General features: G+C 56.4%; 26 protein-coding genes. 17 read left to right on the top strand and 9 right to left on the bottom strand.

What is annotated here, in order from left to right; all coding sequences use genetic code 11:
- Positions 1-4: 4 nt before the first annotated feature.
- On the top strand, positions 5-307 hold the full coding sequence (locus tag AC097N_RS12640) for a hypothetical protein (protein WP_479581377.1): 303 nt from the start codon (positions 5-7) through the stop codon (positions 305-307).
- A gap of 12 nt (positions 308-319) precedes the next feature.
- Here the strand turns inward: AC097N_RS12640 and AC097N_RS12645 are convergent, their stop codons facing one another.
- Together AC097N_RS12645 and imuA are read right to left on the bottom strand one after the other, a co-directional pair.
- On the bottom strand, positions 320-1,711 hold the full coding sequence (locus tag AC097N_RS12645) for a Y-family DNA polymerase (RefSeq protein ID WP_479581378.1): 1,392 nt from the start codon (positions 1,709-1,711) through the stop codon (positions 320-322).
- On the bottom strand, positions 1,680-2,426 hold the full coding sequence (gene imuA / locus AC097N_RS12650; protein WP_479581379.1) for a translesion DNA synthesis-associated protein ImuA: 747 nt from the start codon (positions 2,424-2,426) through the stop codon (positions 1,680-1,682). The genes AC097N_RS12645 and imuA overlap by 32 nt, the downstream gene beginning before the upstream one ends.
- Before the next feature lie 224 nt (positions 2,427-2,650).
- Between imuA and AC097N_RS12655 the strand changes: the two genes are divergently transcribed.
- The 9 genes from AC097N_RS12655 to AC097N_RS12695 all read left to right on the top strand — a co-directional run bounded on the left by AC097N_RS12655 (position 2,651) and on the right by AC097N_RS12695 (position 9,915).
- Positions 2,651-4,111 carry a 2-hydroxymuconic semialdehyde dehydrogenase gene (locus AC097N_RS12655; protein ID WP_479581380.1) on the top strand — a complete coding sequence of 487 codons (1,461 nt, stop codon included), beginning with the start codon at positions 2,651-2,653 and terminating at the stop codon, positions 4,109-4,111.
- 8 nt (positions 4,112-4,119) lie between these two features.
- A complete protein-coding gene (dmpE, locus tag AC097N_RS12660) occupies positions 4,120-4,917 on the top strand; it encodes a 2-oxopent-4-enoate hydratase (protein ID WP_479581381.1) in 798 nt (265 codons plus the stop codon).
- The gene (dmpH, locus tag AC097N_RS12665; RefSeq protein ID WP_479581382.1) at positions 4,914-5,708 is read left to right on the top strand and encodes a 2-oxo-3-hexenedioate decarboxylase; all 795 of its coding nucleotides are present in this window, start codon (positions 4,914-4,916) and stop codon (positions 5,706-5,708) included. Before dmpE ends, dmpH begins: the two co-directional genes overlap by 4 nt.
- Before the next feature lie 61 nt (positions 5,709-5,769).
- Positions 5,770-5,976: a tautomerase family protein gene (locus tag AC097N_RS12670; RefSeq protein ID WP_479581383.1), complete on the top strand. Its 207-nt coding sequence runs from the start codon at positions 5,770-5,772 to the stop codon at positions 5,974-5,976.
- 17 nt (positions 5,977-5,993) lie between these two features.
- Positions 5,994-6,908: an acetaldehyde dehydrogenase (acetylating) gene (locus AC097N_RS12675; RefSeq protein WP_479581384.1), complete on the top strand. Its 915-nt coding sequence runs from the start codon at positions 5,994-5,996 to the stop codon at positions 6,906-6,908.
- Complete coding sequence (gene dmpG / locus AC097N_RS12680; protein WP_479581385.1) at positions 6,908-7,972, top strand: 4-hydroxy-2-oxovalerate aldolase; 1,065 nt, start codon at positions 6,908-6,910, stop codon at positions 7,970-7,972. The genes AC097N_RS12675 and dmpG overlap by 1 nt, the downstream gene beginning before the upstream one ends.
- A 4-nt stretch (positions 7,973-7,976) precedes the next feature.
- Complete coding sequence (locus tag AC097N_RS12685; RefSeq protein WP_479581386.1) at positions 7,977-8,729, top strand: SDR family oxidoreductase; 753 nt, start codon at positions 7,977-7,979, stop codon at positions 8,727-8,729.
- A 25-nt stretch (positions 8,730-8,754) separates the two neighbouring features.
- The gene (locus tag AC097N_RS12690; RefSeq protein ID WP_479581387.1) at positions 8,755-9,198 is read left to right on the top strand and encodes a tautomerase family protein; all 444 of its coding nucleotides are present in this window, start codon (positions 8,755-8,757) and stop codon (positions 9,196-9,198) included.
- Positions 9,199-9,210: 12 nt separating this feature from the next.
- Positions 9,211-9,915, top strand: a complete 705-nt coding sequence (locus AC097N_RS12695) for an NAD(P)H-dependent oxidoreductase (RefSeq protein ID WP_479581388.1) — start codon at positions 9,211-9,213, stop codon at positions 9,913-9,915.
- Here AC097N_RS12695 and AC097N_RS12700 read toward each other — a convergent pair.
- Positions 9,912-10,814, bottom strand: coding sequence for a LysR family transcriptional regulator (locus tag AC097N_RS12700; protein WP_479581389.1), 903 nt, complete (start codon positions 10,812-10,814; stop codon positions 9,912-9,914). The genes AC097N_RS12695 and AC097N_RS12700 overlap by 4 nt on opposite strands.
- Positions 10,815-10,904: 90 nt before the next feature.
- The gene (locus AC097N_RS12705) at positions 10,905-12,716 is read right to left on the bottom strand and encodes a sigma 54-interacting transcriptional regulator (protein WP_479581390.1); all 1,812 of its coding nucleotides are present in this window, start codon (positions 12,714-12,716) and stop codon (positions 10,905-10,907) included.
- Between the two features lie 247 nt (positions 12,717-12,963).
- On the opposite strand from AC097N_RS12705, the gene AC097N_RS12710 reads away from it, so the two are divergent.
- Genes AC097N_RS12710 through AC097N_RS12740 form a run of 7 tightly spaced genes read left to right on the top strand, consistent with a single transcriptional unit; the run spans position 12,964 to position 17,961 of the window.
- The gene (locus tag AC097N_RS12710) at positions 12,964-13,224 is read left to right on the top strand and encodes a phenol hydroxylase subunit (protein WP_479581391.1); all 261 of its coding nucleotides are present in this window, start codon (positions 12,964-12,966) and stop codon (positions 13,222-13,224) included.
- A gap of 41 nt (positions 13,225-13,265) precedes the next feature.
- Positions 13,266-14,276 (top strand): aromatic/alkene monooxygenase hydroxylase subunit beta, encoded by a 1,011-nt coding sequence (locus AC097N_RS12715; protein ID WP_479581392.1) that lies wholly within the window; start codon positions 13,266-13,268, stop codon positions 14,274-14,276.
- Positions 14,273-14,557, top strand: a complete 285-nt coding sequence (locus AC097N_RS12720) for an MmoB/DmpM family protein (protein WP_479581393.1) — start codon at positions 14,273-14,275, stop codon at positions 14,555-14,557. Before AC097N_RS12715 ends, AC097N_RS12720 begins: the two co-directional genes overlap by 4 nt.
- Positions 14,558-14,575: 18 nt before the next feature.
- Positions 14,576-16,174, top strand: coding sequence for an aromatic/alkene/methane monooxygenase hydroxylase/oxygenase subunit alpha (locus tag AC097N_RS12725; protein ID WP_479581394.1), 1,599 nt, complete (start codon positions 14,576-14,578; stop codon positions 16,172-16,174).
- Positions 16,175-16,184: 10 nt separating this feature from the next.
- A complete protein-coding gene (locus AC097N_RS12730) occupies positions 16,185-16,547 on the top strand; it encodes a phenol hydroxylase subunit P4 (RefSeq protein WP_479581395.1) in 363 nt (120 codons plus the stop codon).
- A gap of 5 nt (positions 16,548-16,552) precedes the next feature.
- Positions 16,553-17,608: a 2Fe-2S iron-sulfur cluster-binding protein gene (locus tag AC097N_RS12735; protein ID WP_479581396.1), complete on the top strand. Its 1,056-nt coding sequence runs from the start codon at positions 16,553-16,555 to the stop codon at positions 17,606-17,608.
- 14 nt (positions 17,609-17,622) lie between these two features.
- Entirely contained in the window at positions 17,623-17,961 is a 339-nt protein-coding gene (locus AC097N_RS12740) for a 2Fe-2S iron-sulfur cluster-binding protein (protein ID WP_479581397.1), read from the top strand.
- Between the two features lie 96 nt (positions 17,962-18,057).
- Here the strand turns inward: AC097N_RS12740 and AC097N_RS12745 are convergent, their stop codons facing one another.
- The 5 genes from AC097N_RS12745 to AC097N_RS12765 form a co-directional block, all read right to left on the bottom strand.
- Positions 18,058-20,490, bottom strand: coding sequence for an efflux RND transporter permease subunit (locus AC097N_RS12745; RefSeq protein ID WP_479581398.1), 2,433 nt, complete (start codon positions 20,488-20,490; stop codon positions 18,058-18,060).
- Positions 20,487-21,605, bottom strand: a complete 1,119-nt coding sequence (locus AC097N_RS12750; protein WP_479581399.1) for a WD40/YVTN/BNR-like repeat-containing protein — start codon at positions 21,603-21,605, stop codon at positions 20,487-20,489. Before AC097N_RS12750 ends, AC097N_RS12745 begins: the two co-directional genes overlap by 4 nt.
- Before the next feature lies 1 nt (position 21,606).
- Positions 21,607-22,962 (bottom strand): DUF1329 domain-containing protein, encoded by a 1,356-nt coding sequence (locus AC097N_RS12755; RefSeq protein ID WP_479581400.1) that lies wholly within the window; start codon positions 22,960-22,962, stop codon positions 21,607-21,609.
- Between the two features lie 16 nt (positions 22,963-22,978).
- Positions 22,979-24,706 (bottom strand): DUF1302 domain-containing protein, encoded by a 1,728-nt coding sequence (locus AC097N_RS12760; protein ID WP_479581401.1) that lies wholly within the window; start codon positions 24,704-24,706, stop codon positions 22,979-22,981.
- Between the two features lie 145 nt (positions 24,707-24,851).
- Positions 24,852-25,787 carry a catechol 2,3-dioxygenase gene (locus AC097N_RS12765; RefSeq protein ID WP_479581402.1) on the bottom strand — a complete coding sequence of 312 codons (936 nt, stop codon included), beginning with the start codon at positions 25,785-25,787 and terminating at the stop codon, positions 24,852-24,854.
- Between the last annotated feature and the right edge of the window lie 95 nt (positions 25,788-25,882).

The following is a 25,882-nucleotide window of genomic DNA, read 5'->3' on the forward strand; positions in this document are numbered from 1 at the left end:
CACCATGAAACCGACCAAACAAGAACCCAGGAAACCGCGTCTGAGCGAAGTGATTTTGATTGGCTGCCTCTCCTTTGCAGTAGCTGCATTCGGCGTCTTCATCATCCTGCAGGAGCGGTCTGTCGGCAAGACACGCCAAGGCAGTATCGTGATCTCGGAGGGTTGGCCCGCCATCTGGAACGGCGTCTTTTTTTTCGGGTTCGCGATGATCATGCTGTCCATCGTTCTGCCCACGCGAATTCGATCCTGGGTGCTGGCGTTGGGCGCAGTCACCGCGATAGGGTCAGTGGTGCTGGCCTTGGTATGACAGACAAACGCCCTACGCAAACACCCCATGCAAATACCAGTCCGACCGCGCGCCCGCCAGGCGTTGCGCTCCACCCTGCCCGCCTAGCCGTTCGCGATAAATCCACAGCAGCCCCATCTGCTCGCTGCGCGCCAGAAAGTAGTCGCGCAGGGCGCACTCGCCATCGTCCTGGGCCACACCCCACCACCCGGCCTCCAGCCGCTGCGGGCCGGCCAGCAGGGTGAGGGGTCCCTCACACTGCGGCACGTGCTGGCGCACCGGCAGCTTCAGGGCTTGCGGCAGCAGCCAGGTGGGGTACAGGACATCGGTCTTTTCTTGTTTTTTTATGCCTTTTAGGCCTCTAGCCAAGGCAGGACGTGCGGGAGTAGCTATTGAATTAATAGCACGTTCAAATGAAGTGGAAGATGCCGTTCTTGATGCGGGCTGCCACACCTGCATGCGCTCGGGGCGGTGGTCGGCGCAGGGCACGGCGTGCAGCACGTGGTCGGCGCCCAGCCGGGCACTCAGTCGCTCCAGCAAATGGTGCAGGCTGTCGCCCTGGCGCACGTCGTCAGGCAGCAGGCTGGCCGTGGCGCCGGACAGGGCGGCGGTTTCCAGCGAGCGCAGGTGCAGGTACAAGGCCGGTGCGTGCAGCGTGACACGCGCCAGATGCTCGGCCAGCAGGCGCTGCAAATGGCTCATGTCCAACGTGGGCTCGGCGGTGCGCAGCACCAGGTGGCCCTGGGCGGCGTCTTGGCGGCGCACATCCATCTTCCAGCCCAGCTCCAGCGCCAGAATGCCGCGCTGGCGGGCCTGCAGCCACACGTGCAGTTGCGCCAGCAGGCGGCGCGCCCCAAACATCAGGGCCGGGGCGTTGTCGACACGCGCGGCCAGTTCGAGCTTGGCAAAAAAGACGTCGGGCAGTTCCAGCCAGGGGTACAACTCGGGCTTGTCGCCGTAGGCGCGGTCCAACGCATCCAGCAGGGGCGCACCAAAACGCCGTGCCACGCCGCCACGCGGCAGCGCGCGCAACTGGCCCCAGCAAGTGCAGCCCATGCGCGCCAGCGTGGGCAGGTGCGCGCGGGCGGCGGCCAACGTGGACAGCGGCAATTCATTCGGCTTGCGCGGCACAGACTTGGTCAGTTGCAGGCGGGCAAGCGCTATCAAAGATGTAGCTGCCTGCGCACAGTGGACGGAGGCTACCGGCTTGTTTGATGTAAATATATGGCGCAGCATCGCTTGGCGCCCGCCCAGCAGGCGCTCGCTGGCCGACACTTCCATGAGCAAGGCGTCTTCGAGCCGCGCCACCTTGGGGGTGAACTGCAAGGCCCACCAGCCCAGCGCCCCCAGGGGGTCGGCGAGCTGGGGGGCGGTCAAGGCGGCGTCGGCCTCTTCAGGCTGCGGCTGCAAGGCAATCCAGTGCATCACGCCCTCCTGGTTGAACGCCTTGCGCAGACGCGCCCTGCTCCGCACTCAAGGCCAGCAAGGTGGCCAGCCGTGCCGGGCGGGCTGGCAACTGCAGGACGTGCGCCAGCGGCGGGCCGCGCCGCTTGAGCACCTGCACCTGCAAGGCATCGAGCGTGCTGTCAGCCCCTGCCGAACCCGAGATCAGGAGGCGCAGCACGGCGGGCGACGACTCCCCTTGCGCCTGCGCGGGCCGCATCACGAACAACAATTTGTTGTGCGCCGCCGCGGCAATTTGGAGGCGGCGCAGTTGGTCGAGCCGCGCCTGCGGCAGCCAGGCCAGCACGGCGGCCACATCGGCACAGCGCAGGGCCTGCTCGGCCGCCCACAGGCGCTCGTTGGCCAAAGACGCCTTGACCCACAGCAGGCGTTGGGCATCAAAACCCTGCCCGCCCAAGCCCGGGCCAAACGGCACATGGGGCGCGCCCACCAGCAGCACCGGCCCGCGTTGTACCTGGCGCAAGGCGGGCAAGAGCAGGCGCCACTCCTGCAGGCCACTGTGCAGTTGCAAAATTTCACTGATGCCGCCCACCGGCCAGCCACCACCCGGCAACTGCGCGTCCAGCGCGGGGTGGCCCGTGGCCACCGTCGTCCCCATGGCGCTGCCCAGCTCATCGGCGCGCCAGACGGCGTCACCAAAGTCGGCAGCGGGATGGAGCAAGGGGCGGGCAGCCATGAGAAATCACTGATTTTTACTGTACAAATACACAGTATAGCGATTCAGGCGGGTTGGCGTCTTGTCTATTTGCGCAGCGGACATTCCCGCGCTTGTACGCCGAGTGATTCATACCATCGTGGTATGAGTGATACCAACCGAAGGTATTGGACCGCACAAGCAGCGATTCCTAAACTACCGTGGCGCATTGAAAAAACTACCTATTCAAACCAAGAGAGCAAGCTATGCAGGAGATACTTCATTTCATCAACGGTCAGTTTGTCCCATCCACCAGCGGTAAAACGTTCGAAAAACGCTCTCCACTGGACAACAGCTTGCTGGGCACGGTTGCCGAGGGCGGACTGTCTGAGGTCGATGCCGCCGTCATCGCTGCGCGGGGTGCACTCCAGGGTGAATGGGGCCGCATGAGCGTTGAGAAGCGTGTGGCCATGCTGCATGCCGTGGCCGACGGCATCACCCAGCGCTTTGATGAGTTTGTGGCGGCCGAGGAAGCCGATACCGGCCAACCCCACCATGTCATTGCCCACGCTTTTGTGCCACGCGGTGCGGCCAATTTCAAGGTATTTGCCGACATTGTCAAGAACGTGCCCACCGAGTCCTTCCAGATGGATACGCCGGACGGACGGGGCGCATTGAACTACGCCGTGCGCAAACCCAAAGGCGTGATCGGTGTCATCAGTCCCTGGAATGCACCTTTTCTGCTCATGACCTGGAAAGTGGGCCCGGCGCTGGCCTGCGGCAACACCGTCATCGTGAAGCCCTCGGAAGAGACCCCCCGAACCGCGACCTTGCTCGGTGAAGTCATGAATTCAGTTGGCATCCCGCCCGGTGTGTACAACGTCGTGCACGGATTCGGACCGAATGCAGCCGGTGAATTCATCACCCAACATGAAGGCGTCGACGCCATCACCTTCACAGGTGAGACGCGCACCGGCACGGCCATCATGAAAGCGGCGGCCAATGGCATCCGTGATGTGTCTTTTGAATTAGGCGGAAAAAATGCCGGAATCGTCTTCTCGGACTGCAACTTTGATGATGCAGTCGAAGGAATCTTCCGCTCCTCCTTCATGAACACCGGCCAGGTTTGTCTGGGCACCGAACGCGTCTATGTGGAGCGCTCCATTTTTGAGCCGTTTGTCGCGGCCCTCAAAAAGAAATGCGAAACGGTCCAATACGGACGTCCCAACGACCCAGGTGCCAACTACGGCCCACTCATCAGCCAAGAGCACAGGCAAAAGGTGCTGTCTTACTACGCCAAGGCCATCGCCGAAGGGGCCACCCTGGTAACTGGCGGTGGTGTACCCGATATGCCTACCGCGCTGCAAAGCGGCTTCTGGGTGCAACCCACCATTTGGACCGACCTGCCAGAGAGCGCATCGGTGGTGCAGGAAGAGATTTTCGGCCCCTGCTGCCACATCCGCCCCTTCGATACCGAAACGGAAGTCGTCAGCCTGGCAAACGCCAACCGATACGGCTTGTCCACCACCATCTGGACCAATGACCTCGGACGCGCCCACCGCGTGGCCCATGCCGTCGACGTGGGCATTACCTGGGTGAACAGCTGGTTCCTGCGCGACCTGCGCACCCCCTTTGGCGGCTCCAAGCAGTCCGGCATTGGAAGGGAAGGTGGCGTCCACTCCCTGGAGTTCTATACCGATACGCGCAACATTTGTATCAAGTTTTAAGAGGCAACATGGATCAACAAAAAATCGAAGCCTATGGAGATCTGCTCTATGAGGCCTGGCTGGCGCGGCGTGTGGTGCGCCCTTTGCTGGAAAGCGTACCTGGCATCACCATTGAAAACGCCTACGCCATTCAGTCCCGCATGGTCAACCGCCGAATCGACGCGGGCGAGTCCATCATCGGCAAGAAAATTGGCGTGACCAGCAAGCCCATCCAGGACTTCCTGGGTGTGTACGAACCTGACTTTGGACAACTGACCTCCGGCATGCTGTGCACCGAGGCCCAAGGCGTTGATCTGGGCCGCCTGATACAACCCAAGGCAGAAGCTGAACTGGCGTTTGTGTTGAAACACGATCTGGTCGGTCCTGGCATCACGGCCAGCGACGTGATCCGTGCGACGGACTATGTCACGCCCTGTTTTGAAATTGTAGATTCACGCATACAGGATTGGCAGATCAAGATTCAGGACACGGTGGCCGACAACGCCTCTTGCGGTGTCTTCATCCTGGGCGATGCCAAAGGCGATCCACGCAAACTGGACATCACCATGGCTGGTATGGTTTTGCAAAAAAACGGTGAACTCCACTCCACCAGCGTGGGCGTGGCGGTTCAAGGCTCTCCGGTGAACGCCGTGGTTTGGCTGGCCAACACACTCGGCCGCCTGGGTCTTCCTTTCCGCGCAGGCGAGATCATTCTCTCTGGGTCCCAATCTTCACTGGTTCCTGTCACCGACGGTGACGAACTGGTTTGCCATGTGGGCGGACTCGGCATGTGCCGCGCCCATTTCCATGGAAAGAGCGCTGTATGAACCCCACCTTGACCCGCGACAACATCTTGCTGCTGACCGACCGGATCGAAACGGCCCAACTGAATGCCTGCGCCATCCCCAAGCTCACCGACGATTTTCCCGGCATGAACCTGGCCGATGGCTATGCGGTGCAAATTGAACTGCGCAACCGATGGGTTGCACAGGGGCGGCGCCAAGTGGGCTGGAAGGCCGGCCTGACCTCCAAGGCAAAGATGATTCAAATGGGCGTGCATGTGCCCTCCATCGGCTTCTTATTGGCGGACATGGCCAGGCCCGAAAACTCGGTGGTGCAAACCAGTGACCTGGTGCATCCGCGCGTGGAGTGCGAAGTGGCGTTTGTAACCAAGGAACGTCTGGCCGGAGCCAAGGTCACACGCGACGAGGTGCTGGCTGCCACCGACTTCGTACTGCCCGCCATTGAAGTGATTGACTCGCGTTTCTCGGGCTTCAAGTTTGACCTGCCCAGCGTGGTGGCCGACAACGGATCTTCGGCACGCTATGTGGCCGGAGGTCGAGCGCGCTACGCCCACGAAATCGATCTGAGCACACTGGGTGTTGTCATGGAGAAAAATGGCGAAGTTGTCACCATGGGGGCCTCCGCTGCGGTGATGGGGAACCCGGCCGATGCCATTGCGCTGCTGGTCAAGGTACTGCACGAGCTCGGCGAAGACCTGCCCGCCGGCAGCTTTGTGATGAGCGGCGGCATCACCGAAGCCGTGGCCGTCAAGCCCGGCGACCACATATCAGCGCGCTACCAGGAACTCGGAAGTGTGTCCGTGCGTTTTGGCTAACAACCTGCCTGCCAGGCAACGCGCAAGCAAAGACAGTGCAAAGAAATAGGAGGAGAAAGATATGCCCATCATTGAGATGCATCTCATGACCGGCCGTACGGTCGAGCAAAAACGCCGTGTCGTTTCCGCCGTGGCAGAAGCCGCAGCCACTGCGCTGGGCGTCAGCAAGGACACCGTTCGCATCCTGATCACCGAACATGGTCTGGAAGACTTTGCTGTAGCGGGAGTGACCGCTGGCGAACGTGCCGAAAAGAAACCAATATCCTAAATTACGAGAAAGACAACATGAAAAAAATAAAATGTGCCCTGATTGGCTCCGGCAATATCGGTACAGATCTGATTTACAAAATCCAGCGTAGCAAGGTTCTGGAGCCGGTCTGGATGGTCGGCATTGACGAGAATTCCGAAGGCTTGGAACGCGCCCGCAGCATGGGCCTGAAGACCACCGCCCTGGGTGTGGATGGCCTCTTGCCCCACGTCCTGGAAGACGGCATTCAAATCGCTTTTGACGCCACCTCCGCCTATGTGCACGCCGAAAACTCGCGCAAGCTCAATGCGCTAGGCGTGATGATGATCGACCTGACACCGGCCGCCATTGGACCGCTGTGCGTGCCGCCAGTGAACTTGCGCCAACACGCCGACAAGTGCGAGATGAATGTCAACATGATTTCCTGCGCCGGCCAGGCCACCATACCGATTGTGAACGCTGTATCACGCATCCAATCCGTGGGCTATGCCGAAATTGTGGCCAGCCTTTCCTCCAAATCGGTAGGCCCGGGAACCCGCGCCAATCTGGACGAGTTCACCTTCACTACGTCCAATGCGATAGTGCAAGTTGGTGGTGCCAAGAAAGGCAAGGCACTGGCCATCATCAACCCGGCCGATCCACCGGTGATTATGCGCAACACCATCAACTGCCTGACCGAAGACGAGCCGCAGCAAAAAGCCATCATCGAGTCGGTGTTGCAGATGATCAAGGAAGTGCAAAAGTACGTCCCCGGCTACCGCCTGGTGAATGGCCCCGTCTTTGAGGGCAAACGCGTCACCGTATTCATGGAGGTCATGGGGCTTGGTGACTATCTGCCTAAATATGCAGGCAATCTGGACATCATGACGGCGGCGGCATGCCGGACCGCCGAGATGTTTGCAGAAGAAATAATTTCAGGAAAAATTCAGCTTAAAGCCATGGAGACCGTGTAATGAGTGATTCCAACCTTAAAGGCCGCAAGGTCTTGCTGCATGACATGTGCCTGCGCGACGGCATGCATGCCAAACGTGAGCAAATTTCGATTGAACAGATGGTGAAAGTTGCCAGCGCAATGGATGCAGCCGGAGTGCCTCTGATTCAGGTGACCCATGGAGGTGGCTTGGGCGGCAACTCCCTGCAGCATGGCTTTGCGTTGGCGAGCAATGAAGAATATTTACTGGCTGTTGTCCCCAAGATGAAGCAGGCAAAAATTTCTGTCTTGCTGATACCAGGCCTGGGCACCATGCGGGAATTGCAGTCTGCATACGATTGCGGTGCACGCAGCGTGCATGTCGCCACCCATTGCACCGAGGCGGACACCTCGCCACAGCATATTGCCTATGCGCGCAAACTGGGCATGGACACCACGGGCTTTCTGATGATGGCCCACCTGAACAATCCGGTCAACTTGGCCCAGCAGGGCAAGCTGATGGAGTCCTACGGGGCTCAGACCATATACGTCACCGACTCTGCGGGCTACATGCTGCCTGACGACGTCAAAGCCAGGGTCAGCGCGCTGCGTGAAGTGCTGAAGCCAGAAACGGAAATCGGCTTTCACGGCCATCACAACCTGGGCATGGGTATTGCCAACTCCATTGCGGCCATTGAAGCCGGCGCGAGCCGCATTGACGGCTCGGTGGCAGGGCTTGGTGCCGGTGCAGGCAATACACCCCTGGAGGTTTTTCTCGCAGTGTGTGACCGCATGGGCATTGAAACCGGTGTGGACCTCTTTTCGCTGATGGATGTGGCTGAGGACATCATTGTTCCGATGATGGATCACTTGGTGCGGGTTGACCGCGAGTCGCTCACGCTGGGCTTTGCCGGGGTTTACTCCACCTTCCTTCTGCATGCCAAGCGTGCCGAAAAACGCTTCGGTGTGCCTGCGCGCGACATCCTGGTGGAACTGGGTCGCAAGAAGATGATTGGCGGCCAGGAGGACATGATCGAAGACACGGCGATGACCATGGCCAAAGAGCGCGGACTATTGAAGGCCCACGCCGCTGGATTGGGACATTGACTTCATGAGTACAAAAGAAATTGCGGTGGTCATTGGTAGCACCGGTGCCATGGGCACGGTTATCACAAAGAAGTTGCTCGCGGCCGGTTTAAAGGTGGTCGCCGTTGCGCGTACGGACCAGACGCTGAAGGAATTGGCGGCCTTTTCCAATGACGTACGGCCCTGTGTGGCAAATATTGGAAATGACTCCGCCATCGATGCCATCCGCGCCTGCCTGGATGCCCCCGTGCGCATGGTGGTCCAAGGTGCCGGTGTTGCCACGGCTGGGGGTGTCTTGACTGCACCGACCGACGCCGTGGTGGATGCGGTCAACATCAAGGTGGGCGGCATGCTCCGACTGGTCCGTGCCGTGGACGCTCATCTGATTCGCGGCTCCCGGTTGGTGGCCATTGGAGGACATTACGGTTTCGAGCCGAGTGCCTATGCCTGTACGGCAGGGGTGGCCAATGCAGCATTGACCAATCTGGTGCGCCAGCTTTCGTGGGCCTATGGGGCGCGGGGTGTGACCTCCCACCTCATTGCCCCCGGCCCGGCAGATACCGAGCGCCTGCGACGCGTTGCCAATGACCGTGCGCTCAGAGATGGCCTGACGCCGGACCAGGTGCTGGACATCATGCGAACAGAGTCTGCCATTGGCGCATTTACCACACCAGAGCAAGTGGCCTGGGCCATTTCCACGATTCTGGCCCCTGAAGCGGATGCACTTGCAGGCAGCACCCTCTTCATGGATGCAGGCAGGCGCAAGGGTATTTCCTGAACGACAACACCATAAGGTTGAAGCAATGCCGATACTAGAATTTCATCTGGTCGAGAAAATTCACACCGATGCGCAGATAGCCGAACTGCTGACCTCTGCCAGTCAGATGTATGCTGATGTGTTGAAGAGCCCCATAGACCGTGTGCGTGTGTTCGCACACCTCCACAGCCCCAGCCATGCTGCCGTGGGCGGCAAACTGGTGGCAACAAGCCCGGTGGATGCGCCCTACTTTCACTTCCTGGTGCTGGAGGGACGCCCTGTCGATGAATGCCACCAGTTGTTGGAAGGCTTTACCCATCTGGTGGCGAATATCCTGGGCTCGGAGCGCGTCAATGTTCGCGGTGGCTGCTGGCCCATACCACCGCAATACTGGTCGATTGGCGGCGTGCCCGCCAGCCAGATGCGCTTGGCCGAAATTCAGAGCAGGCAGGCCAGCGCCGCGCCTTCGCTCACCACAGCCCCTGCCTAGACACCATATCCCATGAATGTATTTATTGTCCACGCCCATCCGGAACCCAAGTCATTTTCTTCGGCCCTGTGTTCCACCGCGTCCTATCACCTCCGATCGTTAGGCCATGAGGTCCGCGTCTCTGACCTCTATGCCACAGGCTTCAACCCGGTTGCCGCTGCCGCTGACTTTGAGAACCGCAAACAACCGGACTACCTGGTGTACGCACTGGAACAGCGCCATGCGAATGAAACCGACAGCCTGCCCGTCGATGTGCGCAATGAATTAGCCAAGCTGTTGTGGTGTGACCTGCTGATCTTGAATTTCCCCATATTCTGGTTTTCTACACCTGCCATATTGAAAGGTTGGATAGACCGCGTGCTGGTATCTGGCCTGGTGTATGGAGGCAAGCGCTTCTATGACCGTGGCGGCCTCTTGGGTAAACGTGTACTGCTATCAACCACCATTGGCGGCCAGGAACACATGCTATCGAAAGGCGGCATCCATGGGCCGCTCAACGACATGCTACGACCCTTGTTGCAGGGCACATTGGCGTATACCGGCATGACCGTTTTCCCGCCTTTTGTCGCATGGCATGTGCCTTACGTTAGCCAAGCTGCGCGTGAAACTTATTTGCACCAGTTCACCAAAACACTGGATGAACTGGACACATTGCAACCCATGTCCTTTCCCAAGCTCAATGACTTTGACGCGCAACTGCAGCCTTTGCGCCCTTAAGCAACAGAGGTAGTAGCCCGGTAGTCCCGCACCACCGTTAAAAAGGATTGCAACAACGGCGACTGATCGCTGGCCCGGTACAGACAACTCAGGTCAACCACCGCCTGGGGCGCGTCGGCCAAGGGCCTGTAGACAGTTCCCTCAACCCGTACGACGTTAGCGGCTGACTCAGGAATCAGTGTGATGCCAAAACCTCGGGCAACCAGCGCAATACCCGTGACGGCATCGCCCACCTCTTGCGAGATGCTAGGCTCAAACCCCTGCTGCTTGCAAAGTTCCAACACGCGGTCTATGAAGTTAGGGCGTCCTACATTGGGAAATAAAACCAGCGGGTGCTCTCCCAGGGCCCGAAAGGGAATAGCCGCTAATTTGCTCAGCGGGTGACCTTCTGGCAGAACGATGAATAGCCTCTCTGTAGCCACCAGCTCTCGGCCAATATCCGGCTCCGGCGAGGTCATGCGATTGAAGCCCACCGTGATCCTCCGCTGCCGCAGCGCCTCTATCTGCTCACTCTTGTTCATGGTGTGCAAAACGATATTGACACCGGGAAGCTTGCTCTTGAAGGCTTGAAGCAGCTTGGGAATAATGTCGTAAATCGCCGAGCCAAATATGGCGATATCAATTCTGCCGAGCTTGCCTTCGCCCGCGCGTTGTACGCGGTCAATGGCAGCCTCCAACAGCATGCGAATATTAGCAGCCTCTTCCTTGAACATCGCACCGGCCTGAGTAAGCTCCACGCCCTTGGCGGTTCGCACAAAAAGATCAACGCCAAACTCGTTCTCCAGTGCCCGTATATTTCGGGTGAGTGGTGGTTGGGAAATATGCAGCCGGGCTGCTGCCTTTCCAATATTTAATTCTTCGGCAACAGCCAAAAAATATTTGAGGTGGCGAAGATCCATGTATTTGTATCCAAGACAGGTGAGTGAGCCAACCCACGGCTTTAGTTAATCGATAGGTTGAATATTTTTATATTTACAGCCAAGCACACTTCATGCAAGTTCTGTTCCAGTGTCTCTGTGCGCATCTTCATCTCTGCGGCTAAGCACTTTGAGTCGATAGATCAACTGCGCTCGGCTGAGACCCAGAAGACGTGCGGCTGCAGACTGATTGCCGTCTGTTCTCTTCATGGCACTGGTGATCAGCGCCGACTCGACTTCATCGAGCGGTGTAATGCCAGCATCTTTTGACTCACCCAGCATCATCACGACACGCTGCCCCAAATCCTCCGTCGTGTGCGGTGTGCCTGCTTCCTGCTGCGACAGACTGCTGGCGCGCAGAGACCCGTCCCGGTTCAGTGTCAGCCAATCACCCTCCAACGCCTCCCCCCCTACAAACAAGTGAGTAATGTCAATTGCCCCGTCATCCGACGCCAGAACCACTCCGCGCTCCACCAGGTTTTCAAGCTCTCGAATATTGCCAGGCCAGTGGTAGGCCAACAGCGCGTCAATCGCCCGCCCTGTGAAGCCCGACACGCTACGCCCATCGCGTTGGTTGAACTTGCGCAAAAAGTAATTCATAAAAACGGGTATGTCTTCACGGCGCTCCCTCAAGGGAGGTACGTGCACCGGCAAGACGTTCAGCCGGTAGAACAGATCTTCTCTGAACGTCCCAGCCTTGACCGCCTCGCGCAAGTCCAGGTTGGTGGCAGCAACCACACGCACGTTCACTTTACACGGCTTGGTTCCACCGACGCGCTCTACTTCCCGTTCTTGCAAGGCCCGCAGCAACTTACCCTGGGCTGGCCAACTCAAAATTCCTATTTCATCCAGGAACAAAGTGCCGCCATCCGCGCGCTCAAAGCGCCCCGGTCGGCTCGACAGCGCACCGGTATAGGCTCCTTTCTCCACGCCAAAAAGCTCCGACTCAATCAACTCTTCGGGGAGGGCTGCACAATTAAGCGCAATAAACGGCCCCTGGCCCCGCGGCCCGATTCTGTGCAGGCTGCGTGCCAAGACTTCCTTGCCCACACCGCTTTCTCCCAAAAAGAGCACGGTCGCCTGGGTTTTCGCCGCTCTTCGCACCATATGACAAACCGCGTTGAAGCCAGCGGAGACACCAACGACATCCACGTCGTCAAGCAGAGATTGAGGAGATTGCGCGCTAGCCGGGCGATTCGCAACGCTTAGCCCACTGGTCAAACTATCGGCCCGCAAAGCGCGAAGGTCTACCTCCGCCTCACCCCACTCTTCCACCGGCTTGCCAACAATCACACAATGCGGCGCGCCATGAGCCATGCACTGCATTTCACGAAACATCACCGGGCGACCCATGAAGCGACTGACAAAGCCTGACGCGTAGGCCACTTGCTGCCAGCACGCAGTGCCGGCACCTATTCCATAGGTGTGAATGTGTTCCTCCGCTTCGACCGAACCATGCCAATTAAACTCACCGGAAAAGAGTCCACGCTCTACATCCGCTTCAAGGCGTACCGGTTCGACCCGCGCGACGCCTTCCAACATGTGCAGCCGTGGACCAACAAGGATCGCATCACTGGGCTTTGCAGAGCCCTTCAACTTGCGTGCCAAGTCTGCATCATGTGAGCCCGAGTTGTAGCCAATCCGAGAAATCAATCCACGCGCCTTGTCTATTCCCAGCGAATCAATCAGCTCACGCCGCAGCACCCCCAAAGCGGAAGCATGAAGCAAGACCATGCGCTGGTCATCCAGCCAGATGCGCCCTTCCTTCGCGCTGAAATGGATACGAGATGCCAGGTCTGAGAGAGACGCGTAGTCATCATTTTTGTTCGACTTTTTATGCGGTTCCGTCATTGCGTTCTGTTTCAAATAAGACACTTGTCGCATGGAATGCTATCTGAACAATGCATCAAAAGATACAGATGAACCAACAACATATGAAGAACCACTTCAGCCGTTCACATAAGCGCTCATATCTGGTAATTTTCATCGCTATTTCTCGGTGTTTTCCCTAGGTTATTCAAGCGTGGCACGGTCCTCGCAAATGACGATGCGCAAAGCAAATTCTGCGCGCTTCAGATGAGCGCCTTCATACACGTTGACGTCCGCACCGCGACACATCAGGAGACAAGAATTGACGGTTCTAAATTTTTCACGTTTGCGCAGTGAGTTACCGCGATTTGTGCGCGAGAGGCAAACGCGGGATGACGGATTTGTCGAGTTTGATTTCGCCATCGGCGACCCCGAACTCTCAGTCGATTTGATTCTTCCGGTTCTGGCCTTCAAAGAATTTTGCGCCACCAATCGCGTGCAATTCTTGACTGCCGAACAAGGGGCGCAGATTGACGCGGAACAAGCGAAATGGCGCTACGGCCTGCCTGGCCAGCAGGACTGAGCCCGGTCTGCATCCCCCATAAACCACAAGAGGAAACACCCATGACAGTTGAAATTCGTGTGCAGGCGGTCAAGCCCTTGCGCAACACCTATGGCCACATTGCCAGACGCTTTGGCGACAAGGCTGCATCTCGCTATCAGGAGGGGACCTACGACATCCAGTCCGAAGTCAACTACCACTACAAGCCGCTGTGGGACCCGGAGCGGGACCTGTACGACAAGCGCCGCACCGCAGTTAAAATGCAAGACTGGTACGCACTGAAAGATCCACGCCAGTACTACTACGGAAGCTGGACCATTGCCAGGGCCAAGCAGCAAGATGCGGTGGACCGACAAATAGAGTTTGCCGAGAAGCGGGAATTGCTGCGCTCCTTGCCAGACGCAGCACGCAAGGCCATTGTGTTTGCGCTCGTGCCTCTGCGTCACTTTGAATGGGGTGCCAACACAAACCTTTGTCTGGTCTCTGCCTATGGCTGGGGAACCGCCATCACACAGGCCGCCAGCATGGCCACCATGGACCGCCTGGGTATGGCGCAGCACATCTCACGTATCGGGCTGTTGGTGGATGGAAATTCGGGGGTGTCTTTGGTTGAGGCCAAACGCTATTGGACCGATCACTCGAATTGGCAACCCTTGCGCCGCGAAGTGGAAAACATGATGGCTCGCCGTGATTGGTTTGAAGTCATCGTAGCCCAGGCACTGGTTTCCGACAGCTTGGTCTATGCCCTGTTCTTCAACCAGTTCGACAGCAAGTTTTCGGCCGAACATGGCCCGGGCCTGTCAACGGTTTTGGACTATCTGACGCGCTGGCATGAGGAGTCCAACAAGTGGGTGGACGCTGTGCTGAAACCCGTGCTTGCCGAGAGCGATGCCAACCGCGAAATAGTGCAGCGATGGGTGAACCAATGGCGTGCTGCATTGGTGTTGGCCCTTTCACCGCTAGCACAAGACATCATGGGTCCTTCAGGCAGCGACGCGCTGGCTGAAGTCAACGCCAGGTTGGGCGCCCGCTTGGTAAAGCTAGGTCTTCTGGACCAAGGAGCCGCATTGTGAACGCCAGCACCCAACCCGTATTCATCGCCCTGCAGGCCAACAACGACACCCTGCCCATTGTGGAGGCCATTCTTGCAGACAACCCACTTGCAGTGGCGCATGAATACCCCGCCATGGTGAAGATTGACGCGCCCGGCCGACTGGTCGTGAAGCGTGAATCTGTCGAGGAACGCCTGGGGCGCGATTTTGACTTGCGTGAGCTGCAAATCAACCTGATCTCTCTGTCCGGCTCGCTGGATGAGACTGAAGACGAATTTATTTTGCAGTGGAACGCTGCATAAACCTCTAGAAAGTCTGCAATGACCACACCCCAAACACCTACCAAAAAACTCTCCCTCAAAGAGAACTACGTCCTGCTGACCCGTGATCTGGGCTGGAAGCCCAGCTACCAGACAGAAGACACCCTGTTCCCTGCCGTCAAGTTTGAAGGCATCAAAATCCACGACTGGGACAAGTGGGAAGACCCGTTTCGTCTGACCATGGATGCATACTGGAAGTATCAAGGCGAGAAGGAACGCAAGCTCTACGCCATCATTGATGCGTTCCAGCAAAACAACGGCCAATTCAATGTCAGCGATGCCCGCTACCTGCAGGCACTCAAACTGTTCATCAACGGGGTGATCGGCCTGGAATATTCGGCGCACCGTGGCTTCAATATTGTGGGGCGCGAGTTTCCCGGCGTGGGCACCCGCATTGCCGCGCAAATGCAAGCCATTGATGAGCTGCGTCATGCGCAAACCCAGATCCATGCGCTAAGCCATTACAACAAGTACTTTGCCGGCATGGCCGAATTTCCTCATCAGTTCGATCGAGCCTGGTACCTGTCGATTCCAAAATCTTTTTTCGAGGATGCGATTACCAGCGGCCCCTTCGAATACATCATCGCCATTTGCTTCTCGTTTGAGTACGTGTTGACCAATCTGGTCTTCATGCCTTGGATGTCAGGTGCGGCCTACAACGGCGACATGTCCACCGTATCTTTTGGATTCTCTGCGCAGTCCGATGAGGCGCGGCACATGACCCTGGGGATCGAGGTCATCAAGTTCCTGTTGGAGCAAGACCCTGCCAACGTGCCTATCGTGCAAGGCTGGATCGACAAGTGGTTTTGGCGTGGCTACCGTCTGCTCACCCTGATCGCCGCCATGATGGACTACATGCTGCCCAAGCGCGTCATGTCGTGGAGTGAAGCATGGGACATTTACTTCGAACAAAACGGTGGTGCGTTGTTTGCTGATCTGGCGCGCTATGGCATTCGCATGCCCAAGCACTGGGAAGTGACCGTCAAGGAAAAGGGCCATGTGAGCCATCAGCTCTGGAGCACCTTTTACCAATTCCGCCATGCTGCTGGTTTCCCCGTCTGGCTGCCATCGCCAGAAGAGATGGATTGGATGTCCCTGAAATATCCGGACACCTTTGACAAGTACTACCGCCCACGTTACGAACACTGGGCCGAACTTGAACGCCAAGGCAAACCCTTTGTGAACGCTACCCTGCCACAACTCTGTCAGACCTGCCAATGGCCGCTGTTGTTTACCGAGGCGGATGACCCGACTGAGATTTGCTACCGCGAAGAATCCTACCTGGGCGACAAGTTCCACTTTTGCTCGGACGGCTGCAAAGATATCTTTTGCAAGGAACCCGAAAAGTATGTGCACGCACACCTTCCTGTGCACCAGATCTACCAGGGCAACTACTTCAACGCAGGCGTCAATCCGGGCGCCCCTGACTTCAATCCGCTGGTCGAGGCGCTCAAATACATGGGTATCAATCCCGGTGTGGATGGCGGAGACTTCGCCGGTCATATCGACGCCGTGAATTGGGAGCTGTGGACCAAGCGGCCTGCCAATATGCATTCGCCGTCCACCCCCGACACATCACCAGAACTAAAGAGCGCCTAAGGAGAATGACATGAGTGTTACAGCAATTCGCCCCGACTACCACGGCGAGATGAAAGATACGGTTGACAAGTTTCACGGCAACCAGTTGCTCAATATTGGTTGGGACAAACATCTGATGTTTGCAACCCCGGTGTGCATTCCGGTTCCGCCCCAGATGCCATTTGGCGCGTTGATTGAGAAAGTTCTGCCTACGATCTATGGCCAACATCCTGATTTTGAAAAGATCGATTGGGCCACTGTCACGTGGACGCTCTCGGGGCAACCACTGAGGCCCGCGCTGGACAAATCCCTTGCAGACAACGGCGTCACGCATAAAGCCTCCATTCGCCTGCGAAGTCCTGGTCTGGATGGCCTGTCTGGCGTAGGGTTCTAGTTGCCATGGCTTACCAACTACTGATTGAACCCATCGGTCGAACCCTGGAGGTAGAGGAGGGACAGAACATATTGGACGCCTGCTTGCGAGCAGGCGTGTGGATGCCACACGCATGCTGTCACGGACTGTGCGCGACTTGCAAGGTCCAGGTGAAGGAGGGAGACGTGGAGCACGGAGACGCGTCTCCATTCGCCCTCATGGACTTCGAGAAGGATGAGGGCAAGACGCTTGCGTGCTGCGCCACCCTGCAGTCCGACGTCGTCATAGAAGCTGACATTGATGATGATCCGGATGCCCAATCGATTCCGGTTCGGGACTTTTCCGGCGTGGTGTCAAAGATCGTGACGCTGTCACCCACTATCAAGGCCTATTTTTTACAACTGGATGAGGCGCTTCCTTTTCAGGCGGGGCAGTACATCAACCTGCGCATCCCGACCTTGGGCATCAGCCGTGCATTTTCCTTGGCGAATCCACCATCAAGTGGTCAACAGGTAGAACTCAACGTGCGCATGGTTCCGGGTGGCGTGGGGACGGCTTATCTGCATGAGCAGCTAGAGGTTGGCGACGCCATCCATCTATCGGGCCCCTACGGACGATTCTTCGTGCGCAAGTCAGCGAAAGTTCCACTCCTCTTCATGGCTGGCGGATCGGGGCTTTCCAGCCCCCGCAGCATGATTCTGGACCTGTTGGAAGAGAACTTCGACTTGCCGATCACACTGCTCTACGGCCAGCGTACCCGGGACGAGCTGTATTACCACGAAGAGCTGCAAAGCTTGGCTGTCACCCATAAAAATTTCCACTACGTTCCGGTTCTTTCAGGAGAGCCCGTGGACAGTGCTTGGGAAGGCCACCGCGGCTTTGTTCATGACGCCTTGAAGCTGCACTTCAACAATGACTTCAGAGGCCACAAAGCCTATCTTTGCGGCCCACCCATGATGATCGATGCTTGCATCACCACCCTAATTCAAGGGCGGCTGTTCGAGCGGGATATTTACACCGAGAAGTTTCTCTCCGCAGCCGACGCAGAGCGAATTCGCAGCCCCTTATTCAAAGCCATTTGAAACACGAGGAACCTGTGATCACACACCTCGTCATACTCAGTGAAACCGGTGAGTCATTCCGTTGCGCCGCAACCGAGACCGCTTTGAATGCGCTAGCCAGGTCAGGAAAAATGGGCATCCCCATTGGTTGCCGCGGCGGTGGATGTGGTGTGTGCAAGGTCAAGGTTCTTTCCGGAGAATTCACCAAGCGCCCCATGAGCCGCGACCATGTCTCGGTGGATGATGAAAAAAATTGTCAGGTGCTGGCCTGCTGCATTCAACCCACATCCGATATACGTGTCCAAGTCATTGGGAAGATGCAACGCGCAATTTTCAGATACCGAGAAGTCCCCTGCGGGTCGGAATCGGCATAGACCTGCGTGCTGGGCAACAAAACCCTGAGCACAGCGAACAGCACCCTGTTACTGGCAAGCGGCCTTCTGAAAAAGGCCGCTTGCACCAGTGACGATTTACACCATTTGTCCCATCGGATCCACATATTCCTCTGTTGAGACAGGTTTCTCCTTGAGCAGGAAGTGCCCCAGAGCTGGCAGAAGAATCAGTGCACCTAGCATGTTCCAGATGAACATGAAGGCCAGCAATATACCCATATCGGCCTGGAACTTGATGGGTGAAAACGCCCAGGTAGCCACCGCAATTCCCAGCGTGATGCCCGTCAGCACAACAACGCGCCCCGTGAACAATAAAGCCTTGTAGTAAGACTCAGACAGGCTATCGCCCTGGCGCAAACCGGCCTGCGTTACCGTCATGATGTACAGGGCATAGTCCACGCCAATACCCACACCCAATGCGATCACGGGTAACGTGGCAACCTTGACTCCAATATTCAGAAAAACCATCAACGCCTCGCACAACACGGAGGTCAGCATGAGCGGCAGCACCGCGCAGATCACAGCGCGCCACGACCTGAAGGTCACAAACGCCAGAGCCACCACGGCCACATAAACCAGTATCAACATCTGCACGTTGGCCTTCTTGACCACAATATTGGTGGCCGCCTCAATGCCTGCATTTCCTGCTGCGGACAGAAAGTGGATCTCCTCTGAATCCTGCTCTTTGGCAAAGGCCTCAACGGTGGAAACCACCCGGTCCAGGGTATCAGCCTTGTGGTCCTTCAAATAGGCATAGACCGTCAGCAGATCGCAGTTTTGGTTGAACAGCTCACGCGGTGCCCGTGTGATAACTGCATTCAGCATATCCTGGCTGCGCGGAATTTCGTACCACTTGAGGCTGCCCTCGCTCAAACCCGCGGCCGCACGCTTGCTGATGGCCGCCAGTGACTGGGTGCCTTCGACACCAGGCAGTTGCTGCAGGCGGTACTCCAAGGCATCCACCTGGGTAAGTGTCTTGTACAGCGCGCATTCAAATTGGGGCGTCTTCACCATTACCACATAGGTATCGCTGCTGGCCGCGTAGTTGGTGGCAATATAGGCATTGTCGATGTTGTAGCGCGAGTCCTCGCGAAGTTCTGGTGCACCTGCATTGGTGTCACCAATTTTTAAGTGCGTGCTGACACCGAATCCGGCAGCACCGAGTACGACGGCGCCAACAACTGCAATCAGTGCCCATTTTCTTTGTGTAAACAGGTCCAAAAAGGCCCAAAAAGGATGCTTTCCGGTCTTGGAATCACTGCTTGTTTTCGGCTCTTCGGCTTTAAGGCTTCTGGCTGCTGCCGTGAGACTCACGCCAGTGTAGGACAGCAGAACAGGTAGCAATACGAGGTTGGTGAAAATCAGCCCTGCCACACCGATGCTGGCCGTAATGGCCAAATCCTGAATGACCTGAATATCAATGATCATCAAGACGGCAAAGCCCACCGCATCTGCGAGCAAAGCCGTCAAACCGGCCACGAACAAACGCCTGAACGTGTATCGCGCCGCCACCAGCTTGTGGGTTCCTCGGCCGATGTCTTGCATGATGCCATTCATCTTCTGGGCACCATGGCTCATGCCAATAGCAAACACCAGGAATGGCACCAAAATCGAATAGGGATCCAGCTCATAGCCCAGAACGGGCAAGATACCTAAAAGCCACACCACGGCCACCATGGAACAGAGTACGACCAATAGCGTGCTGCGCAAGCAGCGGGTATACCAATACAGCACCGCGGTGCAAACCGCAATGGCTGCGGCAAAAAACAGCAAAACTTGCTGCAGGCCGGTGATGAGATCGCCCACCACTTTTGCAAATCCATTGATATGAATTTTGAGTGTTGGAGTTTCGTATTTTGAGCGTAAGGTCTCTAACCTTTTAGACAACTCAGCGTAGTCAATGCGCTGCCCAGTCTCCACAACTTTATCCTGCAGTGGTACCAACACAATGCTTGATTTGTAGTTCGCAGCGACCAGCAAACCCACCTCGCCAGATCGTTCGGTGTTAACCCGGACCCGGTCTATGCTGTCAATGCTTGCGTCGTAGTCATCCGGGATGACGGGGCCGCCATCCAAACCCTCTTCCGTCACCCCAGTCCATCGGACGGAAGGTGTCCACATGGATTTCATATACGGTCGGTCTACTCCCGGGAACAGAAATACAGCGTCAGTGATTTGACGCAGTGTTTCCAGATACTTGGCATCGAAGATGGAACCCTCGGTGGTTTCAACCGCAATTCTCAGCGTGTTTCCAAGCCCGCCAAGCTCATTCTTATTGGCCAGATAGTTGGCGATATATGGGTGATTGGTCGGCAGCATCTTCTCAAACGCTGCATTGAGATGCAGGTTTCTGGCCAAAAAACCCAAGACCAAAGTAATTGCCAGGCAGGTAATCAGAATAAGCTTGCGGTTGTTAAACAGCGCCCTCTCTGCAATCGTTCCGGACTTTTGATCAAAGTCTGCGATGTCCTTGACGACAGGGCTGAGCGCTAGTGATGTGAGGTGACTCATGGATATTTCTTTGCAAGAATTTCTGGATTGATACGGGTAGTTCCTCGGGTCCCTGAAAGTACCAGGCTTCCATCCGCAGCCTGCACAACGCCTGTAAACGAAAATGCCACAGACAAGGGCAACACCTGCACCGTCAGTCCATCGTCGCTGACTCGCAAAACGCGTCCGGATTCATCGACCAGAATGACCTGTCCGTCCGCTGTTTTGGCGCCCGCGCTAATAGTGATCGGCTGCCCGGTTTCTATTTTTTTCCAGCTCCTGCCTGCGTCGTGCGATACAAAAGCATTTCCGCGCAATCCGTAGACAATGAGTCCCCGTGTGGGCTCATCAAGCACACCAAAAAAAGTGCCGGCATAGGGTGTGTTGATCTTTGTGAAGGTCTGGGCCTGGTCACTGGATTTGAACAACACGCCTTGTTCACCCGCAATGTAGATGTCGCGACCAGCCAAGGTAATGCTGTACAGATGCTTTCCCTTGGGATTATCGATACGCTCACGCAGCGATTTCCAACTTTTACCACCGTCGTTTGTGTGGAAAATTGCGCCATAGGCGCCCACCACCATTCCGCTCATTGACGACCAGAACTTGACATCCAAGAAAGGTTTGTCTGCACCTTCACGCGCAGCGCGCTTGGCATCATGCAGTCGCTTACCGGCAGCTTCGCTCGGCGCATTGTTAGCTGCTTGCGCGCTTGCCGCCTGCAATTCAACTGCTGCGGCTTGCTGGCCATCCAGCTGCTTCTCCCATGTGGCTCCGGCATCTGTTGAGTGCAGCACCACGCCACCATGTCCCACGGCCCAACTCCGTTGAGAACCGGAAAATGCAATGGCAGTCAATGCGACGCTTACCGGTGTAACGACTTGCGTCCAGGTTTTTCCGCTGTCGTCTGACACAACAATAATGCCGCGCTCGCCCACCGCCGCCATTCGGGTATCCGATCTGGCGACAGCCAACAGCACGCTGGATGCAGCTTTACTGGATATTTCGCTGGGCTTTAGCAGAGGGTCAGCTGCATCCTGCGTGCTGGCCACAGCATGCAGCGGCCCCACACACATCGATAGTGCAAGCCAAACTGCCCCGAATGGCAGTTTGGTGCGAGTGATCGCAATATTCATCTCAGCGCGATGCCTCGTCCGCCACGGCATCACCCGTGAAGTAGCTTTCCGGCTTGCGTTTGACGAGGCGGTAGGTTTCTTCATTGAGCGCCTGCACGGTGCTCATGGTGTTGGCCTGCAGATTAAACACCGTGACCGGTTTCATCACCACGCCTGGCAACGAAGGCACCACAAAAGGGGTGACCTGTGAAGTCCGCCACAGCTTGCCTTCAGCGTCATAGCCATCCATCAGCACCAGCACCCAGCTGTCTTCATCAAAATAGAAACGACGCTTGGGAACCGCATGGCGCTTGCCTGCCGCCAGGGACGCTTCCACGACCCATACCCGGTGTAACTCCCAGCGTAGTTTGTCTGGATTCAGGTGGCTTTTGCTGAAGGCCTCATCCACTTTGGCTGTGACCAGGGCGTTATTGTTATAAGGAATGATCATTTCTTGCTTGCCGATCAGCTTCCACTGATACCGGTCCACGGCACCCAGAAAACCTTGCACTTCATCGAAGTAGTTGGCACCGGATGCTACAAAATCCGGTGTATCGTAGGCCACTGTCGGGGCCCGACGCACACGACGTTGACCTACCAGGTATTGCCAAGCCTGGCGCGGATTTTTGGCATCAATGCTGTCACGAATTACAAGTGATTCGCCTGCTTTGAAAGGCGGTGCCGTCGTGCTGAAGCGTTGAATGAAGTATTCACCAGACCACTTTTCAGGCGAACCATCCTTGTAGTAGTACGGGAACTGGAACGATTCATCATTGCGTGTTGCCAGCGTCCGAGTGCCATCTGCTGTTCCCACAATATTTTTGAAGCCCAGCTCAATGGACTCGGCTTCCACGCGCAGGTGATAGTTCCAAATCACTTCGGAGCCATCCTTGGGGATAGGGAAAGGAACACCACCAAAACAATTTTCAACCGAGTTACCGGCATCCTTCGTCTTGCAACGAGTTGCATTCTTCAACGTATTGTCATAGACGTACTGAGGTGCCGCTGCCGTGCGATGGGTTGGATACAAGTCCACGCGGAAAGATTCCGGGTACTTTTTCATCAGTACCTGGGTTCCTTCGCTAAGCTTGTCTGCGTAGGATGCCATGCTCTTGGCATTGATTTGCGCAATTGGCTTCTCGTTGGGGAACAGGGTGACTGGAATATCGCCCACTTTCGGGCCTGAAACGGCTTGCGTCAGTCCGCCGGTCCAAGCCGGAATCGATCCATCCTTGTTGCCCGCTTTTTCCGCACCCAGCGGAGTGAGAGTGGACTTCAGTGCATTGGCCTCTTCTTGCGTCACGGCAGCATGGACCAGTGAGGCGCCCATGACGGTGCACAACAGCGATGCGTTAAACAGTGCTTTTTTTGAATTCATTTTGATCTCCTTATTTTCAGAACGTGCGTTGGATTGAGAAGCTCACATAGTCCCGATCTGCGTAATACTGTTTGTAGCTAGCGAAAGTATTGGTAACCGCATCAAGCGATGGAGCAGGGCCCTTGGGGCCGAAGTAGTGCATGAACTGCAGACCTGCACGCCAGGTCTTTTTGTATTCAAAGTTAAGACCTACGCTGACATCGCCACCGCCTTCAGGAGCGATCTGAATGACGGCGGAACGCCCTGAAATCCCGTAGCCGACGCCAATTGGAACTTGCATGTCCAATCCTGGCAGTACCTGGAAGTACTCAGGCTGGAATAGAACTCGCATAGCCCAGGCATCCCGTGTATGCGTGGTGTTCAGCACCCCATTTGCAAAGGCAGGGTTGGTGGGGTTATGGGTCACTTTCAGCAATCTGTTGAAGGCCAGTTCGCCGACGATGCTTGCGCCATCGAACAGTGAGGTGGCGGGAAAGACGCTGATGGCAGACAAATTCATGTGCAAGGTGTTACCCAATGCATAGGGTGAATTTCCCGCGTTGTCAGCATTTGGTGCGAAATTCACAATCAAGTCACCCAAGGGTGCAAGCGGGGTCCCTTGGCGTATTGAAATTTCGCCGCCAATATTCGTTTCTCCAACCAGGGTTGAAAAACTGGCGCCATACATTTTTACGTTCTTCTGATAGAACAACTGGTAGGTTCCACCGCCATATGCACCATTGGGGTCCGTGACATTCAGCACCGGCACCGGCGCCTTTTCGTGGTAATTGGCAAAATACAGGCCATACTCCACGTCACTTCCACGGACCTTAAATTTGGTCCTCACTCCATACTGTCCCGAGTCATTGCCCTTTTGATCCGCAATTCTGTTGGCGGCACCGCCTGTGGGTGTGAGCAAAAGATCGGCACCGACCCCCACGAAGTCAGCCGGACTGAAGTAGCTTCCAGCCGCTGGCAGACGCAATGGGCGCCACTCGTACTGGTAGTACGCACCAAAGGACAAATCGGCATTCACTTGCAGATTTCCGGATACCTGCCCCACCGGCATGCCAATCTCCTTAAATTGAGAATTGGGTACCGAATAAGCCTTGATCAAGTCCACAGGTCCTTGGGCAGCCGCAATTCCGTTGGCGCCCAAGAACAGAGACTCTCCGTACAGAAGCGTGTGGCGTCCCATGCGACCACTGAGCTTCATTCCCTCACCGACTTCGGTGTTTCCGTAAACAAAGGCATCGGATATCTCTCCTGTGTTGCCCATCAGTTGCTTGGCGGAGTCGGACATGCGGTTGTTGGGGGCACCTGCTATTGCAGCTCTGTTGTTCGGCAGAACCGTGTACGGGAAGGTGGTCGGAAATGCTGTGCTGCTGCTTTGGTAGCTTTCGTCATACCAAGCCGTTCCGGACAGCCGGAAACCATATTGCTTGTTGACGTTCACGTCCAATTCAGACAAGAGGTCGATTCGACTATTTATCTGCCCACCGGCTTTGGAACCCAAATCCCCAAAGTCAACATTTGGATTTCCAGCCCCACCCAATGGCGGCGGGATCGATGCTGCGACACCTTGATCTGGGTCGTTGAGACGGTATCCAGACGTGTACTTGAATGTATTGTCCCAACGCACTTTCACATCCGGATTGCCGGAGTCTATTTCGCCAGCATGTACAACGCTGACACCGCCGCTGATCAAAATCAGCGCAGCTTGCGCAACACTTTTTATAACTAATTTTGGCTTCCTGTCATTCATAGCATGTCTCCTTCTTTTTTAAATTTTCTTGTCTTCTTTTGAACTCAGACACACCGATCCCCGAGCGCCAATTTGGCGACCGTTCAAGGGGAATATCTGAAACGGCCCGCTCAGAGCTGAGCGGGCCTGGGTTAGCGACGCGTCTTTAGGAAACTACGCCCAAGAAGCTCTCATGCAACTTGCCTGCAGGAAAGTCCAATCCGTGGCCAAACTCTTCGTACGTCCAGGTAATGGGCTCACCGTCAGGATAGGGCTCATATCCACCCGCAAAGGTTTCAAAGCGATTCCCAGAGGGATCCCAGGCGTAAATCGTCTCTCCACGTGTAACACCATGCCGTGTTGGTCCGATATCAATCGCCACCTTATTCATGCCCATGATGTCGCCCGCACGCTGCACGCGTTCCCATGTGGGCATGCGAAATGACACGTGATGCAACCTTCCTGGGACCGGATGTTCGACAAAGGCAATGTCGTGGGTTTTATGCGAGCAGGACAGAAAGATACCGACTTCTGGCTCGCCCACCTCCTTGGGGCCAAGGATCCGCTCCACCAGGAAAAACCCAAGCACCTCCGTAAACAGTCGCTTGTTTTCGGCAATATTGGGGCCGTACAAGAGACAGTGATCAAACCGTGTAGGTGCCATGCCATGCTCGGATTGGGGACCCCATGGCGGCGGATTGGTTTGCCCCAGGCCGTTTCCGACGTGCTTCTTTTCCGAATAAAGTTCAAACAGATGGCCTGTTGGCAATTGAAAGCGCACGCGCTCGCCAGTCTCCATCATGTCGCCGGCCGGGATGCGTTCGGTCTTCAGCCCAAAGGCTTGGACATCTTTTTCAAGTTTTTCCAATGTGGCCCGGTCCAGAACCTTGTAACCCACAAAGTCCACGCCAGCCGTGTCTGCTTGACGCAAAACGATACTGTTGTGATCACGTTCGTCCCAGCCCTTGAAATAGACGCGCCCTTGGCTGTCAACACCTGTTTCCACCAAGCCGATGACGTCCCGGTAAAACTTGCGACTCCCCTCAATGTCAAGCACCCTTAGCTGTGCGTGACCTGGACGTAGTACTCCTGTCATTGCCATAATCTGTCTCCTTTTATTAAATCTTCGAACGATGGCTATAGCCCCTCAGCCTTGCAGTGCCATGACCTAGAGCTCAAGACCTAGTTTAGGCACCC

It is taken from the genome of Rhodoferax sp. LS1R11, assembly GCF_056521395.1.

What these genes read in the sequence shown, in the direction of transcription:
- AC097N_RS12640 (WP_479581377.1), top strand. Translation starts at nt 5, where the DNA reads ATGAAACCGACCAAACAAGAACCCAGGAAACCGCGTCTGAGCGAAGTG.
- AC097N_RS12645 (WP_479581378.1), bottom strand. Translation starts at nt 1,711, where the DNA reads ATGCACTGGATTGCCTTGCAGCCGCAGCCTGAAGAGGCCGACGCCGCC.
- imuA (WP_479581379.1), bottom strand. Translation starts at nt 2,426, where the DNA reads ATGGCTGCCCGCCCCTTGCTCCATCCCGCTGCCGACTTTGGTGACGCC.
- AC097N_RS12655 (WP_479581380.1), top strand. Translation starts at nt 2,651, where the DNA reads ATGCAGGAGATACTTCATTTCATCAACGGTCAGTTTGTCCCATCCACC.
- dmpE (WP_479581381.1), top strand. Translation starts at nt 4,120, where the DNA reads ATGGATCAACAAAAAATCGAAGCCTATGGAGATCTGCTCTATGAGGCC.
- dmpH (WP_479581382.1), top strand. Translation starts at nt 4,914, where the DNA reads ATGAACCCCACCTTGACCCGCGACAACATCTTGCTGCTGACCGACCGG.
- AC097N_RS12670 (WP_479581383.1), top strand. Translation starts at nt 5,770, where the DNA reads ATGCCCATCATTGAGATGCATCTCATGACCGGCCGTACGGTCGAGCAA.
- AC097N_RS12675 (WP_479581384.1), top strand. Translation starts at nt 5,994, where the DNA reads ATGAAAAAAATAAAATGTGCCCTGATTGGCTCCGGCAATATCGGTACA.
- dmpG (WP_479581385.1), top strand. Translation starts at nt 6,908, where the DNA reads ATGAGTGATTCCAACCTTAAAGGCCGCAAGGTCTTGCTGCATGACATG.
- AC097N_RS12685 (WP_479581386.1), top strand. Translation starts at nt 7,977, where the DNA reads ATGAGTACAAAAGAAATTGCGGTGGTCATTGGTAGCACCGGTGCCATG.
- AC097N_RS12690 (WP_479581387.1), top strand. Translation starts at nt 8,755, where the DNA reads ATGCCGATACTAGAATTTCATCTGGTCGAGAAAATTCACACCGATGCG.
- AC097N_RS12695 (WP_479581388.1), top strand. Translation starts at nt 9,211, where the DNA reads ATGAATGTATTTATTGTCCACGCCCATCCGGAACCCAAGTCATTTTCT.
- AC097N_RS12700 (WP_479581389.1), bottom strand. Translation starts at nt 10,814, where the DNA reads ATGGATCTTCGCCACCTCAAATATTTTTTGGCTGTTGCCGAAGAATTA.
- AC097N_RS12705 (WP_479581390.1), bottom strand. Translation starts at nt 12,716, where the DNA reads ATGCGACAAGTGTCTTATTTGAAACAGAACGCAATGACGGAACCGCAT.
- AC097N_RS12715 (WP_479581392.1), top strand. Translation starts at nt 13,266, where the DNA reads ATGACAGTTGAAATTCGTGTGCAGGCGGTCAAGCCCTTGCGCAACACC.
- AC097N_RS12725 (WP_479581394.1), top strand. Translation starts at nt 14,576, where the DNA reads ATGACCACACCCCAAACACCTACCAAAAAACTCTCCCTCAAAGAGAAC.
- AC097N_RS12730 (WP_479581395.1), top strand. Translation starts at nt 16,185, where the DNA reads ATGAGTGTTACAGCAATTCGCCCCGACTACCACGGCGAGATGAAAGAT.
- AC097N_RS12735 (WP_479581396.1), top strand. Translation starts at nt 16,553, where the DNA reads ATGGCTTACCAACTACTGATTGAACCCATCGGTCGAACCCTGGAGGTA.
- AC097N_RS12745 (WP_479581398.1), bottom strand. Translation starts at nt 20,490, where the DNA reads ATGAGTCACCTCACATCACTAGCGCTCAGCCCTGTCGTCAAGGACATC.
- AC097N_RS12750 (WP_479581399.1), bottom strand. Translation starts at nt 21,605, where the DNA reads ATGAATATTGCGATCACTCGCACCAAACTGCCATTCGGGGCAGTTTGG.
- AC097N_RS12755 (WP_479581400.1), bottom strand. Translation starts at nt 22,962, where the DNA reads ATGAATTCAAAAAAAGCACTGTTTAACGCATCGCTGTTGTGCACCGTC.
- AC097N_RS12760 (WP_479581401.1), bottom strand. Translation starts at nt 24,706, where the DNA reads ATGAATGACAGGAAGCCAAAATTAGTTATAAAAAGTGTTGCGCAAGCT.
- AC097N_RS12765 (WP_479581402.1), bottom strand. Translation starts at nt 25,787, where the DNA reads ATGGCAATGACAGGAGTACTACGTCCAGGTCACGCACAGCTAAGGGTG.